General features: G+C 71.9%; 12 protein-coding genes and 1 pseudogene. 6 read left to right on the forward strand and 7 right to left on the reverse strand.

Features of this window, described 5'->3' with window-relative positions:
• The first annotated feature begins 32 nt into the window (after positions 1 to 32).
• The 3 genes from ACZ5NH_RS38215 to ACZ5NH_RS38225 are packed head-to-tail and all read left to right on the forward strand — an operon-like array spanning position 33 to position 3,987.
• The gene (locus ACZ5NH_RS38215) at positions 33 to 2,372 is read left to right on the forward strand and encodes an ABC transporter ATP-binding protein/permease (protein WP_468782002.1); all 2,340 of its coding nucleotides are present in this window, start codon (positions 33 to 35) and stop codon (positions 2,370 to 2,372) included.
• 38 nt (positions 2,373 to 2,410) lie between these two features.
• Positions 2,411 to 2,974, forward strand: coding sequence for a hypothetical protein (locus ACZ5NH_RS38220; RefSeq protein WP_468782004.1), 564 nt, complete (start codon positions 2,411 to 2,413; stop codon positions 2,972 to 2,974).
• Positions 2,974 to 3,987: a serine/threonine-protein kinase gene (locus ACZ5NH_RS38225; protein WP_468782006.1), complete on the forward strand. Its 1,014-nt coding sequence runs from the start codon at positions 2,974 to 2,976 to the stop codon at positions 3,985 to 3,987. Before ACZ5NH_RS38220 ends, ACZ5NH_RS38225 begins: the two co-directional genes overlap by 1 nt.
• Positions 3,988 to 3,998: 11 nt before the next feature.
• On the opposite strand, the gene ACZ5NH_RS38230 is transcribed toward ACZ5NH_RS38225, so the two are convergent.
• Entirely contained in the window at positions 3,999 to 5,267 is a 1,269-nt protein-coding gene (locus ACZ5NH_RS38230; RefSeq protein WP_468782008.1) for a streptophobe family protein, read from the reverse strand.
• Between the two features lie 201 nt (positions 5,268 to 5,468).
• Here ACZ5NH_RS38230 and ACZ5NH_RS38235 point away from each other — a divergent pair.
• Positions 5,469 to 6,704, forward strand: a pseudogene (locus ACZ5NH_RS38235) (DUF6777 domain-containing protein); the annotation flags it as partial.
• A 350-nt stretch (positions 6,705 to 7,054) separates the two neighbouring features.
• A complete protein-coding gene (locus ACZ5NH_RS38240) occupies positions 7,055 to 7,507 on the forward strand; it encodes an ATP-binding protein (RefSeq protein WP_468782010.1) in 453 nt (150 codons plus the stop codon).
• A gap of 19 nt (positions 7,508 to 7,526) precedes the next feature.
• On the opposite strand, the gene ACZ5NH_RS38245 is transcribed toward ACZ5NH_RS38240, so the two are convergent.
• The gene (locus ACZ5NH_RS38245) at positions 7,527 to 8,420 is read right to left on the reverse strand and encodes an RNA polymerase sigma factor SigF (protein WP_468782012.1); all 894 of its coding nucleotides are present in this window, start codon (positions 8,418 to 8,420) and stop codon (positions 7,527 to 7,529) included.
• Between the two features lie 570 nt (positions 8,421 to 8,990).
• Between ACZ5NH_RS38245 and ACZ5NH_RS38250 the strand changes: the two genes are divergently transcribed.
• Positions 8,991 to 9,473: a VOC family protein gene (locus tag ACZ5NH_RS38250; RefSeq protein ID WP_468782014.1), complete on the forward strand. Its 483-nt coding sequence runs from the start codon at positions 8,991 to 8,993 to the stop codon at positions 9,471 to 9,473.
• 23 nt (positions 9,474 to 9,496) lie between these two features.
• On the opposite strand, the gene ACZ5NH_RS38255 is transcribed toward ACZ5NH_RS38250, so the two are convergent.
• The 5 genes from ACZ5NH_RS38255 to ACZ5NH_RS38275 form a co-directional block, all read right to left on the reverse strand.
• Complete coding sequence (locus ACZ5NH_RS38255) at positions 9,497 to 10,372, reverse strand: aminoglycoside phosphotransferase family protein (RefSeq protein WP_468782100.1); 876 nt, start codon at positions 10,370 to 10,372, stop codon at positions 9,497 to 9,499.
• A gap of 88 nt (positions 10,373 to 10,460) precedes the next feature.
• The gene (locus ACZ5NH_RS38260) at positions 10,461 to 11,339 is read right to left on the reverse strand and encodes a geranyl diphosphate 2-C-methyltransferase (RefSeq protein WP_468782016.1); all 879 of its coding nucleotides are present in this window, start codon (positions 11,337 to 11,339) and stop codon (positions 10,461 to 10,463) included.
• Positions 11,340 to 11,403: 64 nt separating this feature from the next.
• Positions 11,404 to 12,474, reverse strand: coding sequence for a family 2 encapsulin nanocompartment cargo protein terpene cyclase (locus ACZ5NH_RS38265; RefSeq protein ID WP_468782018.1), 1,071 nt, complete (start codon positions 12,472 to 12,474; stop codon positions 11,404 to 11,406).
• On the reverse strand, positions 12,471 to 13,913 hold the full coding sequence (locus ACZ5NH_RS38270; RefSeq protein ID WP_468782020.1) for a family 2B encapsulin nanocompartment shell protein: 1,443 nt from the start codon (positions 13,911 to 13,913) through the stop codon (positions 12,471 to 12,473). Before ACZ5NH_RS38270 ends, ACZ5NH_RS38265 begins: the two co-directional genes overlap by 4 nt.
• A gap of 285 nt (positions 13,914 to 14,198) precedes the next feature.
• Entirely contained in the window at positions 14,199 to 15,206 is a 1,008-nt protein-coding gene (locus ACZ5NH_RS38275; protein WP_468782102.1) for a zinc-binding alcohol dehydrogenase family protein, read from the reverse strand.
• Positions 15,207 to 15,340: the final 134 nt, after the last annotated feature.

The raw sequence follows: 15,340 nt of genomic DNA on the forward strand, positions 1-15,340 counted from the left end.
GCATATGTGGACGAATCGGTAGAATTCTGGCCATGGCCGAGCGGCCGATCGCCCCGACGGCGCCCGAACTCGTCCTGGAGACCGACACGGGCTCCACGGTCATGAGCCCGGGCCACGACTACCACGTCGGACGCGACCCGTTGAGCGACATCGTCATCGACGATGCCCGGGTCTCGTGGCACCACGCCGTGCTGCGCTGCGACCAGGACCGCTGGACCCTCACGGACCGGCACAGCACCAACGGCACCTACGCCGACGGCCGCAGGATCAGCGAATGGGGCGTACGCCCCGGCAGCGTGATCCGCTTCGGCAACCCCACCGATGGCCCCCGCGCGGTCCTCGCCGGCGCCCCGCGGCCCGACCCCGACCGCCCCTCCGCGGTGTCCCTGCCCCAGCTGACCGGCACCTTCCGCCGGCCCAGCAGTGTCCGCCCGCTGTCCGTGCGCTCGATCCGCATCGGCCGGGCAGCCGACAACGACTTCGTGGTGAACGACCTGGTCGTCTCCCGCCGCCATGCCGAACTGCGCGCCCACAGCGACGGCACGTACGAGATCGTCGACCTGGGCAGCCACAACGGCACCTACCTCAACGGCCGGCCCGTCACCCGCGCGCCCATGGGGCCCGGCGACATCGTCGGCATCGGCCACTCCGCGTTCTGCCTGGTCGGCGACGAACTCCAGGAGTACGTCGACACCGGCGAGATCTCCCTGGACGTGCAGGACCTCACCGTCGCCGTGGACGGCGGACGCAAGGTGCTCCTCGACCACGTGTCCTTCCCGGTGGGCGAGAAGTCCCTGCTCGCGGTGGTCGGACCGAGCGGCGCCGGCAAGTCCACGCTGCTGAACGCCCTGACCGGGCAGCGTCCGGCCGACCGAGGCACCGTCCTGTACGACGGCCGCGACCTCTACCGCGACTTCGCCGAACTGCGCCAGCGCATCGGCCTGGTCCCGCAGGACGACATCCTGCACCCCCAGCTCACCGTGCGCGCCGCCCTGACCTACGCCGCCGAGCTGCGCTTCCCCGAGGACACCGCCGCGGCCGAGCGGCGGGCCCGGGTGGACGAGGTCATCCGGGAACTCGGCCTCGAAAAGCGCGCCGACCAGCCCGTGCACAGCCTCTCCGGCGGGCAGCGCAAGCGGGTCAGCGTGGCCCTGGAGCTGCTCACCAAACCCTCGCTGCTCTTCCTGGACGAGCCGACCTCCGGCCTCGACCCCGGCATGGACCGGTCGGTGATGAACATGCTGCGCGGCCTCGCCGACGACGGCCGCACCGTCATCGTGGTCACCCACAGCGTCCTCAGCCTCGGCGTCTGCGACCGCCTTCTGGTGCTCGCCCCCGGCGGCAAGGTGGCCTACTACGGGCCGCCCGACGACGCCCTCGCATTCTTCGGCTTCGAACAGTGGCCGGAGGCCTTCGAGGCCTTCGACCGCGACCCGGACCGCGACTGGGCCAGGGAGTACCGCGAGTCGCCGTTCCACCGGCACTACGTCGCCGAGGCCACCACCCAGCCCCACCACCCGGGCCCGGCCGCCGTCTCGCCTGCGCCGCCGCCCCGCCCACGCGGCTGGGGCGCCCAACTCGGCACGCTGATCCGCCGCTACGCGGCCGTCCTCGCCTCCGACCGCACCTTCCTGCTCGTCATGATCGCCCTGCCGTTCGTCATGGGCGCCATGGCCCGCGCCCTGGCCGGCGGCCGGCTCGCCCGGGACACCGCGATGAACGCGCTGCTCATCCTGTGCGTCGGCGCCGTGCTGACCGGCGCCGCCAACGCGGTGCGCGAACTCGTCAAGGAGCGCGTCGTCTACCAGCGCGAACGCGCCGTCGGCCTGCCCCGTTCGGCCTATCTGATGTCCAAGATCGTGGTACTCGGCACGATCAGCGTCGTCCAGGCCGTCGTCCTCACCCTGGTCGCCCTCCTCGGCGTCGACCTGAACACCCCCGGCGGCCGGGGCGTCCTGCTCCCGCCCCTCGCCGAGATCGCTCTGGCCACCGCCCTGCTCGCGTTCACCGCGATGATGCTCGGCCTGCTGGTCTCCGCGCTGGTGCGCAAGGAGGAGGTGACGATGCCGCTGCTGGTGCTGCTCGCGATCGTCCAGGTCGTGTTCTGCGGAGCCCTGCTCCCGCTCAACGGTGTGCCCGGCCTGGAGCAGCTGTCCTGGCTCGTGCCCTCCCGCTGGGCGCTCGGCGCCATGGCCGGCACGGTCGGGCTGTCCCGGATCGTCCCGGGCAACCTGTCCGCCGACCCCCTCTTCCGGCACTCGACAGGCGTCTGGCTGCTCGATCTGGCCATGCTGGTGGTGCTCTCCGTCCTCTACGGACTCGTGGTCGCCCGGCTGCTGCGCCGGCACGAGCCCGCTGTGATGCGGAAGTAGGCGAACGCGATGGCACACACCCGGAAGCAGGCGCCCCGATGAGCAGAGCGGCCAGTCCCGGATTCCAGCCCACGCACGTCGTGCCGCGGCACGGCATGCCCGCCTGGGAGGCCCCCGACCCGGCCCGGCCCACCGTGCCCCTCGACCCACTGCTGCCGGTGGAGCTCGTGGAGCGGCGCGGCGACTGGGGGTACATCCGCTGCGCCAACGGCTGGGGCGCCTGGGTCGACGGCCGCCGGCTCGTCGCCGTACCCGAGGACCCGCCCGCCGCCGACGGCCCGGCCGGCGCCGCCGATCCGCGGCCCCTGCTGGCCCACGTCGAACAGGCCCTGGCGGATTACCGGTCCGCGGTGGAGGAGCTGGCCGCCGGCACCCTGGACGGCGAGGACTTCGAGGACCGCACCCGGGGCCTCAGGCTCGGGATCGTCGTCGACGCGGAGGCCATGTGGCTGTACGACCCCGAGGAGGGCCGCTGGGTGTACGGCGACGGACGGCGGCTGACCACCTACGCCACCGACCGGGAGGTCACCGGCGAGGACGCCGGCGAGGACGCCGCCGGGCACGCCCCGACCCGGCTGGTGGCACCCGAAGGTGAGCGCTGATGGCGGGCGAGACCAGCCTGTTCTCCGGTCGACCCTCGGAACTCATCGGCCGGCAGATCGCGAGCTACCGCATCGAGAGCGAGATCGGGCGTGGCGGCATGGCCGTCGTCTACCGCGCCCGCGACCTGCGCCTGGACCGGACGGTCGCCCTCAAGCTGCTCGCCCCCGAACTCGCCCGCAACGACACCTTCCGCAAGCGGTTCATCCATGAGTCCCAGGTGGCCGCGGCGATCGACCACCCGCACATCGTGCCGGTCTTCGAGGCCGGCGAGACCGACGGGGTGCTCTACATCGCCATGCGGCACGTCTCCGGCAGCGATCTGCGCCACGTCCTCGACCTGCGGGGACCGCTGCCGCTGCCGGATGCCGTGCGGATCGCCGCCCAGGTGGCGTCCGCCCTCGACGCCGCCCACGAGCACGGCCTGGTGCACCGGGACGTCAAACCCGGCAACATCCTGGTCGCCGAGGGCATCGACACCGACCACCCCGAGCACGTCTACCTCACCGACTTCGGGCTCACCAAGAAGTCGCTGTCCCTCACCGGCTTCACCAGCGTCGGCCAGTTCGTCGGCACCCTCGACTACGTGGCCCCCGAGCAGATCTCCGGCCGCCCGGTCGACGGCCGCTGCGACGTCTACGGTCTGGCCTGTGTCGTCTACGAGAGCCTCGCCGGCCGGCCCCCGTTCCTGCGCGACGACGACATGGCGCTGCTCTGGGCCCACCAGTACGACGATCCGCCCCCGCCGAGCGAGGCCCGCCCCGGCCTCGACCCGGCGCTGGACCCGGTCTTCGCCAGGGCCCTGGCCAAGAGCCCCGACAGCCGCTACGACACCTGTCTCGCCTTCGTCGCCGCCCTGCGCGCCACCATGGCGACCCCCGCCGGCCCGGCCGACGTCCGCCCGGCGCAGGAGCCCGACACGGAGACGCACCACAGGGCGACCGGCCCGCCGAGCCCCCCGCACTGGGCGGACCCGGTGTACCGGGCCGACGCAACCGCGCGAAACCCCTCCTGAAACCAACACACCTAGGGCCCGCTCACCTCGCCCCGCCGGTGCACCCGGCGGGCCAGCAGGCCGCCCAGGAATCCGGCGGCCAGTCCCCACAGCGCGCCCAGGCCCACCGCCTGCCACAGCCGGGGCCGGAGGAACAGTTCCCCGGACAGGCCGCCGCCCAGGTTGCCGATGCCGAGCAGGGAGAGTCCGTAGTGCGCGGAGACACGGCACGTCAGACAGATCATCAGCACCGTCAGCGCCAGCGCCACGGCCAGGTGGACGGCGTGCTGCCACAAGCGGATCCGGGCCGGTGAGGTCGCTGCCGTCCAGAAGGCCACCGCCAGCAGCAGCACCGCGTCCACGACCACCAGCCACCACCACCGGCCGTCGTAGTCGGTGAGCGAGCCGAGGTTCAGCGACGAGACGTCCGGGGTGCGCAGGATCGCGTCCAGGACATGCGGCATGGGCAGGCCGAACGGGCCGTGCACCCGGCCGTTCCAGGTCGCTCCCAGGCCGATGGTGAGGGCCAGCCAGGCCAGATTGGGCAGGCCGAGCAGGATCAGCGCGAAGGTCGCCGGGGCGTGACCCCGGGTGGCCGCCGTGATCAGCGCGGCGACCAGGCCGACGACCACGTACGCGAGGAGCAGCACCACCATCGCCTGCGCCGCCGGGCGCACCGACTCCTGGAAACGCAGCAGCCGCCCCGGCACCGGCGCCCCGCGCGCCACCAGCAGCGCCAGCGCCAGCACCCCGGCCAGCCACAGCAGGCCGAACAGCACCGTCAGCGGCACGTCCGCGCTGAAGCCGACGCGGGGCGCGGCATTGAACAGGCCGGTCAGGTCGCTGAGGGTGCCGCTGCCGACGTCCACGGCGAAGGTCTGCCGGGCGCCGAGGGCCAGGCCGATCAGCGCGAGCAGCCACAGCACCGCGATCCGGGCCGCCCAGCCGGCCAGTTCGCCGACCGAGGCGACCGCCCGGTGCCGCAGCGGGCGCAGAAAGCCCCCGCCGATCACCAGCGCGCCGACAAGCGTCACCGACAGCGGGATCATGGTGACCCCGGCCCGGGTCTGCGCCAGCACGCCCGCGTTCCCGGAGAGCTCCACACTTCCGCCGACCGCCGTGACCAGGGTCGCGGCCACCACTCTCGGGAAGGCGTCGTCCGGCAGGTCACCCGCGCCGGCCGCCCACAGGCCCAGCGCCGCCACCAGCACCATGACGGCGAGCCCGGTCAGCACCGCGGCCACGGCCTGCGCCCAGCCATGACGGACGGCGGGCCGCGGGGAAACGGTGGGAACGCTCACGGTTGACACGCTAGGCAGCGGCCGCACACCCCGCCCGCCGGGTGGGCCGTTCGCGTCGGCTTGCGAGCCTCACCGCCCTGCGACACACAATGGGATCAAAGTGCAGCCAAATGCACCAAAGGGAATTTGACTGATCAAAGCCGCGTATCGCACCGCGTGTCGCATCGCGTATCGCGACGATCGCGACGGGAAGAAGTGCTCGTGAGCGCCGATCCTCCGTCCTCCGGCCGCCCGACCGGGCCGCCCTCCGGCCCGCTGTCGGGCTCCTCGCGGCCCCCGTCCGGACCACCGCCCTCCCAACCGCCGGGTGGCGGTGGCGGAGCCCAGGGTCCCCACGGGCCGTGGTGGAAGTCCGTGCCGCGGGTGGCAGCCGTCAGCGCCGCCGTGGTCGCCGCCGTGGTCCTCGCTGTGGTCTTCACCCGGCCGGGCGGCGGATCCGCCAAGGGCGGCGAGGTCTTCCTGCAGTCCGCGAACAGCACCGGCCAGGACCCGTTCACGGAGTCCACCGCGAGGCAGAGTTCCGCCCCTCCGCCGCCCTCCGCCGCGCCCTCCGGTACGACCAACGCGGTCCAGGGAGTCGACGGCGGTGCGCCCGGGCTGTACGGCGGCACCGCCCGCACACCAGCCTGCGACGTCGAGAAGCAGGTCAAGTTCCTCCAGGCCGACCAGGGCAAGGAGAAGGCCTTCGCCTCCGTGGTCGGCGTCCAGCCCTCCGGCGTGCCCGCCTATCTGCGCTCGCTGACCCCGGTTCAGCTGCGCGTCGACACCCGGGTCACCAACCACGGCTACCGCGACGGGGCCGCCACCAGCTACCAGTCGGTGCTCCAGGCGGGCACCGCCGTGCTGGTGGACAGCCACGGCGTCCCCCGCGTGCGCTGCGCCTGCGGCAACCCGCTGAACGCGCCGGTCGCCCAGAAGAGCACGCCGAAGCTGGTGGGCCCGCGCTGGCCCTCGTACCGGCCCTCCAACGTGATCGTGGTGACGCCCGCGCCGCAGGTCGTCAACGTCTTCGTGCTCTACGACAACCACCACCAGGACTGGATCCACCGTCAGCGCGGTGACCAGTACGGCCGGCACGACGAGCACGCCAGGCCGCCGGCGTTCCCGCACCCCTGGAACCCGCCCCGGCCGCCGTCCCCGTCGACGTCGTCCTCGTCGAGCGCGTCGCCGTCCCCGTCGAAGTCCTCCCCGTCCTCTTCGCCCTCGTCATCCTCATCCTCATCCTCGTCCTCGCCGTCGTCGTCGAGTTCGTCGCCGTCGTCCTCCTCCTCGTCCCCGTCGTCGTCCGCTTCGTCCTCCAAGTCCTCGTCTTCGTCGTCGTCCTCGCCGTCCGGATCGAAGTCGTCGGAATCGAAGTCACCGTCGGAGTCGAAGTCGTCGGCATCGCAGTCGTCCGCATCGCAGTCGTCCGGGTCGAAGCCGTCCTCGACCCAGCCGTCCTCCGCCGGGCCGGCGTCGCCGTCCGCGGGCTCTCCCTCGGCGCAGACCTCCAGCGCCGGCGAGAAGTCGTCGCAGCAGCAGACGACCGGCTCCATTCAGCGGTCCTCGGAGAATTCCGTTCCGGCCCCGCCGACCCCGGGGACGCCCGGCGAGTCGGGCGCGATCACGCCCACGCAGCAGGCACCGCAGGGCTCGCCTTCGCAGTGAGCGGTCGCCGCTCCGGGCGGCGTGACCATCGCCACTGTGCGCGGTGGGCGAACGCCCGGGGGGACTGCCGAGCCCGGCACGGGGTACGAGGACAGGTGCACCAGGCGACCGGCCGGGCCGGGCTTTCCGAGAGAGACAGCATGACCAACCACCTTGACGAGGCAGTCATAGCGACTGGCTTCGACGTACCCGTGGAGCCGCTGTGGCGGACGGCGCACTACACCGGCGAACCCGGTTGCATCGCCGAGGCACGCGCCTTCGCCTCCCGGTTCCTGGAGCAACTGCGCACCGAGTGGTGCGCCATCGCCGACCGCCGCGCCTACGGTGAGCTGCTCCTGGTCGTGAGCGAACTCGTCACCAACGCCGACCGGCACAGCAACGGCCCGTACATCCTGGAACTGGAAGGCACGGACAGTGCCGTCACGGTGTGCGTCTACGACAGCAGCTCCGCCCTTCCCCGCCGCTTCCCGAGGGACCCCGAACGCGTCGGACAGCACGGTATGGAGATCGTGCACGCCCTGGCCTCGGAGGTCACCGCGGAGCGCGTGCCCGTGGGCAAACGGGTGCGCGTCCGCTTCGAACTGAACCGCTGAGCCGAACCGGGGCGCCGTCTCAGGCGCGGTCGAGTTCGCCGAGCATCCCCTCGCGCAGCCGGGCGATGATCCGCTTGATCAGCCGGGACACATGCATCTGGGAGCAGCCGAGCCGTTCCCCGATCTCCGCCTGGGTGGCCTCCTCGACGAACCGCATATGGATGATCCGCCGGTCCCGCTCGCTCAGTTCCGCCATCAGCGGCGCGAGCGCCTGGAAGTCCTCGACGAGCCGCAGCCCCTCCTCCTCCACGCCGATGAAGTCGGCGAGCACCGCCTCGCCGTCCTCCGTCCCGTCACCGGTGAGCGCGGCGTCCAGGGAGGAGGAGTTGTACCCGTTGGAGGCGAGCTGGGCCTCGACCACCTGGTCCTCGGGGATGTTCATCAGGGTCGCCAGCTCGGCGACCGTCGGGTCCCGGTCCAGTCGGCTGGACAGCTCCTCGCGCGCCTTGGCCAATTCCACCCGCAGCTCCTGGAGCCGGCGCGGCACGTGCACCGCCCAGGTGGTGTCCCGGAAGAACCGCTTGATCTCGCCGACGATGTACGGCAGCGCGAAGGAGGTGAACTCCACCTCGCGGGCCAGCTCGAACCGGTCGATGGCCTTGATCAGGCCGATCATGCCGGTCTGGACGATGTCCTCCATGTCGTCGCCGCGGTTCCGGAAGCGTCCGGCCGCGAAACGCACCAGCGACATGTTCATCTCGATGAGGGTGTTGCGTGCGTACTGGTACTCGTGCGTGCCCTCCTCCAGCTCGGCCAGCCGGCGGAAGAACTGCCGGGACAGCTCCCGTGCGTCACGTGGTGCGACGGACGCCGGGTCCGCGATGCCGGGCAGTGCTGCCGATACCTCGCCCGGCCTGTCCTGCGCGGTCCTCTCGGCGACCTCTGCTTCCGGCCGGATCCCGGCGGTGTTCATGTGCCTCTCCCACGAAAGTCCTGGTCCTGTGTCTGCCTCGGCGACCTCAGTGTGTCCGTTCTATGTCGTTTGTCCGGTTTACCCATCACTCGGTGTTTCACACGTACCAGCTGATGCCGCTGACGGGGCGAGTACCCCCGGTCACGCCGCGCATGCACACGCGGCCGCCGGTCCGGGGAATCGGCCGACGCCGGACCGGCCGGCGCAGCCCGGGCCCGAGCCCATGGCGGAGAAGGAGCCGCTGTGGCGCGACATGGTCGGCGAGGGTGCTGCGCCGTGAGCGGCGGGCACAGGACCGCAGCCCGAGGGACGTGTCCGACGCGGCCAGGATCTCGCTGCCCTGCTCTGCCCTGCCCCGCCGAGATCGAGCGCGGCCGCACGTGGCCTCCTCGGAGGTCTTCGTGGCCGCGGCGCACGCCCTCGGCGACCTGCTCTCACTGACCCACGACGGGCCGACCAGGCGCACGGGCGCGCAGCACCGGACCATATTGTTCGGCGGCGCGGCCGATGAGTTTTGCCACGAGGATCGGTCGACACTGGTGACCGCGTTCCCTCGCCAAGGAGGTACTCATGACCACCGACGGATTCCTCACCTGTCTCTGGTTCGACGGCCAGGCCGAGGAGGCCGCCGAGTTCTACGTGTCGGTCTTCAAGAACTCCAGCCTCGGCCGGGTCAGCCGCTGCACCGACTCCGCTCCCGGTGAGACCGGCTCCGTGCTGACCGTCGAGTTCACGGCCAACGGCCAGAAGTTCGTCGCGCTCAACGGCGGCCCCCAGTTCAGGTTCAACGAGGCCATCTCCTTCCAGATCCTGTGCGCCGACCAGGCGGAGATCGACCACTACTGGACCAAGCTCACCGAGAACGGCGGCGAGGGCGGCCCCTGCGGCTGGCTGAAGGACAGGTTCGGAGTCTCCTGGCAGGTCGTCTACGACCGGATCCCCGAGATCCTCCACGACCCCGACCCGGAGAAGGTCGACCGCGCCATGAAGGCAGTGATGGGCATGGGCAAGCTGGACGTCGCCGCGCTGGAGAAGGCGTACGCGGGGGAGTAGCGGACCCCGTCGGTCCGCGACCGTCACCCGGCCTCGGCGAGGATCTCGGTGATCACATGCCGGGAGTTCTCCGCCAGGGCCGGGTTCGTGTCCCAGTAGTACGGCAGCTGGATCAGCGAGATCGACAGCGCCCAGCCCCGGCCCCGCGCCCACTGAGCGTCGTCGGCGCCGACGGCCTTGCGGAAGGTGTCCCGGACGGACGAGGGCAGCAGGTTCCAGGCCACGATCAGATCCACCGCCGGGTCACCCGCTCCCGCGCAGCCGAAGTCGAGTACCGCGCTCAGCCGGCCCTCGTCGACCAGCACGTTCCCGGGGGAGAGGTCCCCGTGGGCCCACACCGGCGGTCCCGTGTGCTCCGGGGCCCGCAGGGACTCCTCCCACAGGGCCGTGACCGCGCCGGCGTCGACCCTCGGGCCCAGCTCGGCGACGGCCGCCCGGGTGGGCTCGTCCCGGTCCCGCAGCGGACCACCCCGGTAGCCGGGCGGCGCGTCCTGTGGCGCGATCCGGCGCAGCGCGCGCACGAACGCCGCGAGATCCTCGGCGAAGCGTTCCGGCTCCCGCACGGCGCCGGCCACCGGATTGTGCCCCTGCAGCCAGCGGTAGACCGACCAGGGCCACGGATAACCCTCGCCCGGCTCGCCGATGCCCACCGGTTCGGGCACGGCGACCGGCAGCAGCGGCCCGAGCCGGGGCAGCCAGCGCTGCTCCAGCCCCAGGTCCCCTACGGCGCCGGGCCGCCGGGGCAGCCGCACCAGCAGGTCGGTGCCCAGCCGGAACATGGCGTTCTCGGTCCCGGCGGACGGCAGCCGGCGCACCGGCAGCGCCGCCCACCGCGGGAACCGGCGGGCGATCAGGCGCTGGACCAGCGGGGCGTCGAGGTCGATCTCGTCCGCGTGCATCCTCGGCGGAGTCTGGCTGTCGTGGGCACTCATCGAGGCCCATCCCAGCGCCTCGGCGCGCTCGCCGTCCAATGGATTTCCGTCCTCCTCAGACCCGGTCGGCCGCGATCAGCAGGTACTGGAAGCTGCCGTTGCGGTAGGCGTCCAGGAACGTGTCCTCGATGCCCGTGAGCAGATGGTCGGCCTCCCTGCGCAGTTCCCAGTAGGGGAGTGTCGCCCCGGTCAGGTCCTCGACGTGCACCGGCACCAGGCGGTTGCGGGCCATCGCCTTGAAGTACTCCGAGCGCGGGTGGATGTCGCAGATGTAGTGGGCGTTGATGAGCGACACCTCGCGCGAGGCCTGCCCGTAGGTGTCGTTGTAGCAGCCGGTGATCACCACATAGCGTCCGCCACGGCGCAGCAGCCGGGCGTGCTCGGCGAACAGCAGGTCCAGCTCGACGTACATGGTGGACTCGTTGTTCCACGAGGCCGCGTACGCGCCGGTCTCGAAGCCGGTGTCGAGCATGTTGCGGTGGTGGTAGCGCACCTTGTCGTCGATGGCCCGGGCACGGGCCTGCTCGTTCGCGAACTCGGCCTGCTTGGCGGAGATGGTGACGCCGTCGGCGTGGCAGCCGTACCGCAGATGCGCCACGACACTGCCGCCGCCCCGGCCGCAGCCGGCGTCGAAGACCCGGTCGGCGGGGGACAGCGGGCCGAGATGCGCGGCGAGCAGCTCGGCCTGGGCGTGTTCCAGGCGGTGCAGTTCGGCGGTGACGCGGGCCCGGCGCCGGTCCGGATCAGGCTCGTCGAGCACCGACCGGTCGGCCTCTCCGATGCCGTAGTGATGGTGATACAGGTCGTCGATCTTGCCGAGTTCGAGGTTGACCGGGTTCTCCTCGGCGTTCCAGTAGTCCGCGACCCGGTTCTGGTAGACGGACTGGGTCGGGATCGCAGCGGGCGTGGTCCGGGCGACGGGGGCGGTGGTCAAAGGTGGCTCCTCGCGCATGTGGCGGTGTTCGTCGTGCATGTGACGGTGTTTCGGGAGAGGGCGGTCACCAGTAGTCGGGCAGGTGGTAGCGATGGGTGTTGGTGGCGTGCCACTCGTGGTTGCCGGACACCCAGGCGGCGAGCCCCCGGGCGTAGCGCTCCACCAGCGGCGAGGTGGCCGACAGCAGGGCCGACTCCTCCTCGAAGGCCGCCATGATCCGGTTGTGGATCTCGACGGACTTCAGATAGGCGGCCTTCAGCCCGCGCCGCTCGTTGGCGGCGACGACCTGCGGCAGGTTCAGATGCTCGGGGTCGCCGGCCAGTTCCTTGGTGAAGGAGTACAGGTCGTTGACGATCGTGGTGGCGTTGCAGGCGAGGGCCGTGACCCGCTGGATCTCGGGGCGGGCGTACACCTGCTCGGGCAGCTCGTAGCCGTCCACGGCGTCGACGATCGACAGACAGGGGCGGAAGTTGTTGAACTGCCGCATCACCAGGTACTCCCAGATCCGCGGCTTGTACCGCGTCTCCGCCCAGGCGGCCTCCGCGAGGTAGCCCAGGTGCAGCCGGGCGATGTCGTGCACGAACCGGTCGGTCTGGCTGGGCGTGGCGAAGCCGGCGAAGTCCTCCAGGGCGAAGTGGTACGAGCGCAGCGGACCGTCGGCCCGTACGCCCTGGCGCCATTCCTCCTCCAGCTCCGGAATGCCGTGGTAGGGATCGAGCGCCGACTGGGCCAGGATCAGCCGGCCGGCGAGGCCGCGGCGTGCCGCGCCCCGGCCCTCGTCCTCCTCGCAGTAGCAGGAGTCGACGATGTTCTCGGCGAGCAGCAGCTTCCCGGCGGCCGTCAGCCGGTCCAGGTCCAGCGCGCCCGGATGCTGCAGGACGACGGCCCGGCCGAACTGGAAGCCGGAGAAGTCCCCCTTCCACGCCTCCGGGAACAGATCCAGGCCACGGGCCCAGGTCTCCAGCCTGCGGTCCACCTCGGCTGCCTTCACCGGGTCGGCGGGCACGGCCGGCTGGTGGTGCAGTCCGGGGACGGCCCCGGTGCGGCGGGGTCTGCGCAGGCTCGCGGCGATGTCAGGCGGCCCCGGCAGCGGGTAGGAGGGAGTGGGCGTGCCCGTGGTCTGCTCGGACGTCATTCGGGGAACCGGCCGATCTGCACGTTCTCCAGGATCCCGGCCGCGTCGGGCACCAGGATGGCCATCGAGTAGTAGGCGGTCACGAGGTAGCTGATGATCGCGGCCGAGTCGATGCCCATGAACCGGACGTTCAGCCCCGGCTGGAACTCCTCCGGGATGCCGGTCTGGTGGAGGCCGACCACCCCCTGGTCCGCCTCGCCGGTGCGCAGCGCGATGATGCTGGTGGTGTGGTCCTCGCTGATCGGGATCTTGCTGCACGGGAAGATCGGCACCCCGCGCCACGCCGGCACCTCGTGTCCGTCGACGCTCGCCGTGCCGGGCACCAGACCACGCCGGTTGCACTGCCGGAAGAACGCCGCGATCGCCTTGGGATGGGCGAGGAACACCTTGGTCTTGCGCCGCATCGACAGCAGTTCGTCCAGGTCGTCCGGCACCGGCGGGCCGGTGAAGGTGCTGATCCGCTGGCCGTGGTCGACGTTGTGCAGCAGCCCGAACTCCCGGTTGTTGACCAGCTCCCACTCCTGGCGCTCGCGGATCTCCTCGACCGTGAGCCTCAGCTGCTGCTGGGTCTGGTCCATGGGGTGGTTGTAGAGGTCAGCGACCCGGGTGTGCACCCGCACCACGGTCTGGGTGAGGGACAACTCGTATTCGCGGGGAGCGAGTTCGTAGTCCACGAAGCCGCCCTGCAGGGTGGGCTCGCCGACATGGCCGGCCTGCACCGGCACCTCTGCCTCGCCCTTGCGGTTCATCGGCCGCTGCTGCCGCTCCACATAGGCCCGGAGATGGGCGGCGAGGGACGGGACGCGCTCGGTGAACTCCTGCACGACGGCCCAGGGCAGCGCGAGCACCACCCCCGCGGTCTCGGCCCGCACCGAGGTCAGCCACAGCGGATCGGACTGCCCGACCGCCTCGTCGCCCATCTGGTCGCCGTCGGTGACGACCCCTGTGATCTCCTCGTCGCCGTACTTGCCGGCGGTGTAGCGGGTGAACCGGCCATGGACGACCAGATAGGCCTCCGTCACGGGCTGACCCGCCTCGAACAGCACCTGCCCGGCACGCACCTCCCGGGAGTGGAAGCGGCCGGCGATCTCCCGCAGCACCTCGCCGTCGGGGTAGCCGCGCAGGATCGGCAGCTCGGTCAGCGTCTGAGGGATGACCCGGATGTCGTCGGCGCCGTTCTGCTCGAAGTGCACCCGGCCGCGGCCCGTGCGCAGGGTCAGGCGGCGGTTGACCCGGTAGGTGCCACCCCGGACGTCCACCCACGGCAGTGTCTTCAGCAGCCATCGCGAGGTGATGGCCTGCATCTGCGGTTCGGACTTGGTGGTCGTGGTGAGCTGGCGTGCCGCCCGGGTGCTCAGGCTGGTGAGCTGCCCGTCGGCCGCGGGGTCGGGGGCGGGTTCGTCGACGGCGGAACCGGTGGCGCTGCCCGGTGTGGTCACATTCCCTCCAGCGGAGCTGCGTGCGAACAGGGGTGGCCGGATCGCCGGGTGGTGAGCGTGGTGATCCAGCACCCTGGCCAAGCCAAACAGTCCTCGTGAGGTGCCCGATACAGCGCGAAGGGGGCTGATCATGACACTGGGGTGTGTAAACCTTCCGATCGGGGCACGACCGGCAAACGGTGTGATCGGGCGCCGGTGCACTGCGCCCCGGCCGGCGTCTGCGCGCGCCGGTGTGGTGCGCCCCGGGCGCTCGGGAGAGGCCGTCGACCAGGGCGCAGGACAGGCTCAGGTCAGGTCGTCGACCAGGACGGCCGCCCCGTCGAACCGGCCGGCCTTGAGGTCGGCGAGCGCCTGCGGGGCGCGGGACAGCGGATAGGCGTGCGTGGTTGCGCGCACGCCGTGCCGGGCGGCCAGGGCGAGAAACTCCCGGCCGTCCGCACGGGTGTTGGAGGTGACGCTGCGCAGTTCCTTCTCGTAGAACAGCTCGGTCGCGTAGTGCAGCGGGGGTACGTCGGTCAGGTGGATGCCGGCGAGGGCCAGCACGCCGCCCCGGTCGAGGGCGCGGAGCGCCACCGGGACCAGGTCGCCGACCGGGGCGAACAGGATCGCCGCGTCCAGCGGCTCCGGCGGCGCCTCGTGCAGGTCCCGCGCGGAGGCGGCGCCCAGCTTCAGGGCCAGCCTGCGGGCGGCGGGCTCCCGGGTGATCACATGCACGGTGGCACCCTCGGCGAGCGCCACCTGCGCGCACAGATGGGCGCTGCCCCCGAACCCGTACAGGCCGAGCCGGCCGCCCTTGGGCAGCCCGGTCCGGCGCAGCGCACGGAAACCGATGATCCCCGCGCACAGCAGCGGCGCCGCCGCCACATCGTCCAGCGCGCCGGGCAGCGGGTAGGCGAAGCCGGCCGGCACGGTCGTGTACTCGGCGTATCCGCCGTCGGCGTCCCAGCCGGTGTACTCCGAGTACGGGCACAGGTTCTCGGCGCCCCGCGCGCAGTACGCGCACACCCCGTCGGTGCGCCGCAGCCAGGCCACGCCGACCCGGTCGCCCGGCGCGAAGTCCCGCACCGCGGCCCCGGCCGCCGCGACCTCGCCGACCACCTCGTGGCCAGGGGTGACCCCTTGCCGGTGCACCGGCAGATCGCCCTCGGTGACATGCAGATCGGTCCGGCACACCCCGCAGGCCCGCACCCGCACCAGCAGTTCGTCCGCCCCCGGCACCGGCACGGGCCGCTCCACCAGCCGCAGCGGATGGTCGTCGACCGGCCCCGGCACCACCACCGACCACGCCCGCATCGTGCTCGTCGTCATCGCACCGTCGCCTCCATTCCCATTGTCCGGGCGGTTCCCCGGTTCGGCGCGCGGGCCGACGGCCGGATGGCTAGCGTGAGCTTCGGGACGCAAGCCTCACAGGCGGGGGACCATCCGTA

The organism is Streptomyces sp. NPDC031426 (assembly GCF_055581585.1).

What these genes read in the sequence shown, in the direction of transcription:
- ACZ5NH_RS38265 (WP_468782018.1), bottom strand. Translation starts at nt 12,474, where the DNA reads ATGACGTCCGAGCAGACCACGGGCACGCCCACTCCCTCCTACCCGCTG.
- ACZ5NH_RS38225 (WP_468782006.1), top strand. Translation starts at nt 2,974, where the DNA reads ATGGCGGGCGAGACCAGCCTGTTCTCCGGTCGACCCTCGGAACTCATC.
- ACZ5NH_RS38220 (WP_468782004.1), top strand. Translation starts at nt 2,411, where the DNA reads ATGAGCAGAGCGGCCAGTCCCGGATTCCAGCCCACGCACGTCGTGCCG.
- ACZ5NH_RS38255 (WP_468782100.1), bottom strand. Translation starts at nt 10,372, where the DNA reads ATGCACGCGGACGAGATCGACCTCGACGCCCCGCTGGTCCAGCGCCTG.
- ACZ5NH_RS38240 (WP_468782010.1), top strand. Translation starts at nt 7,055, where the DNA reads ATGACCAACCACCTTGACGAGGCAGTCATAGCGACTGGCTTCGACGTA.
- ACZ5NH_RS38245 (WP_468782012.1), bottom strand. Translation starts at nt 8,420, where the DNA reads ATGAACACCGCCGGGATCCGGCCGGAAGCAGAGGTCGCCGAGAGGACC.
- ACZ5NH_RS38215 (WP_468782002.1), top strand. Translation starts at nt 33, where the DNA reads ATGGCCGAGCGGCCGATCGCCCCGACGGCGCCCGAACTCGTCCTGGAG.
- ACZ5NH_RS38250 (WP_468782014.1), top strand. Translation starts at nt 8,991, where the DNA reads ATGACCACCGACGGATTCCTCACCTGTCTCTGGTTCGACGGCCAGGCC.
- ACZ5NH_RS38275 (WP_468782102.1), bottom strand. Translation starts at nt 15,206, where the DNA reads ATGCGGGCGTGGTCGGTGGTGGTGCCGGGGCCGGTCGACGACCATCCG.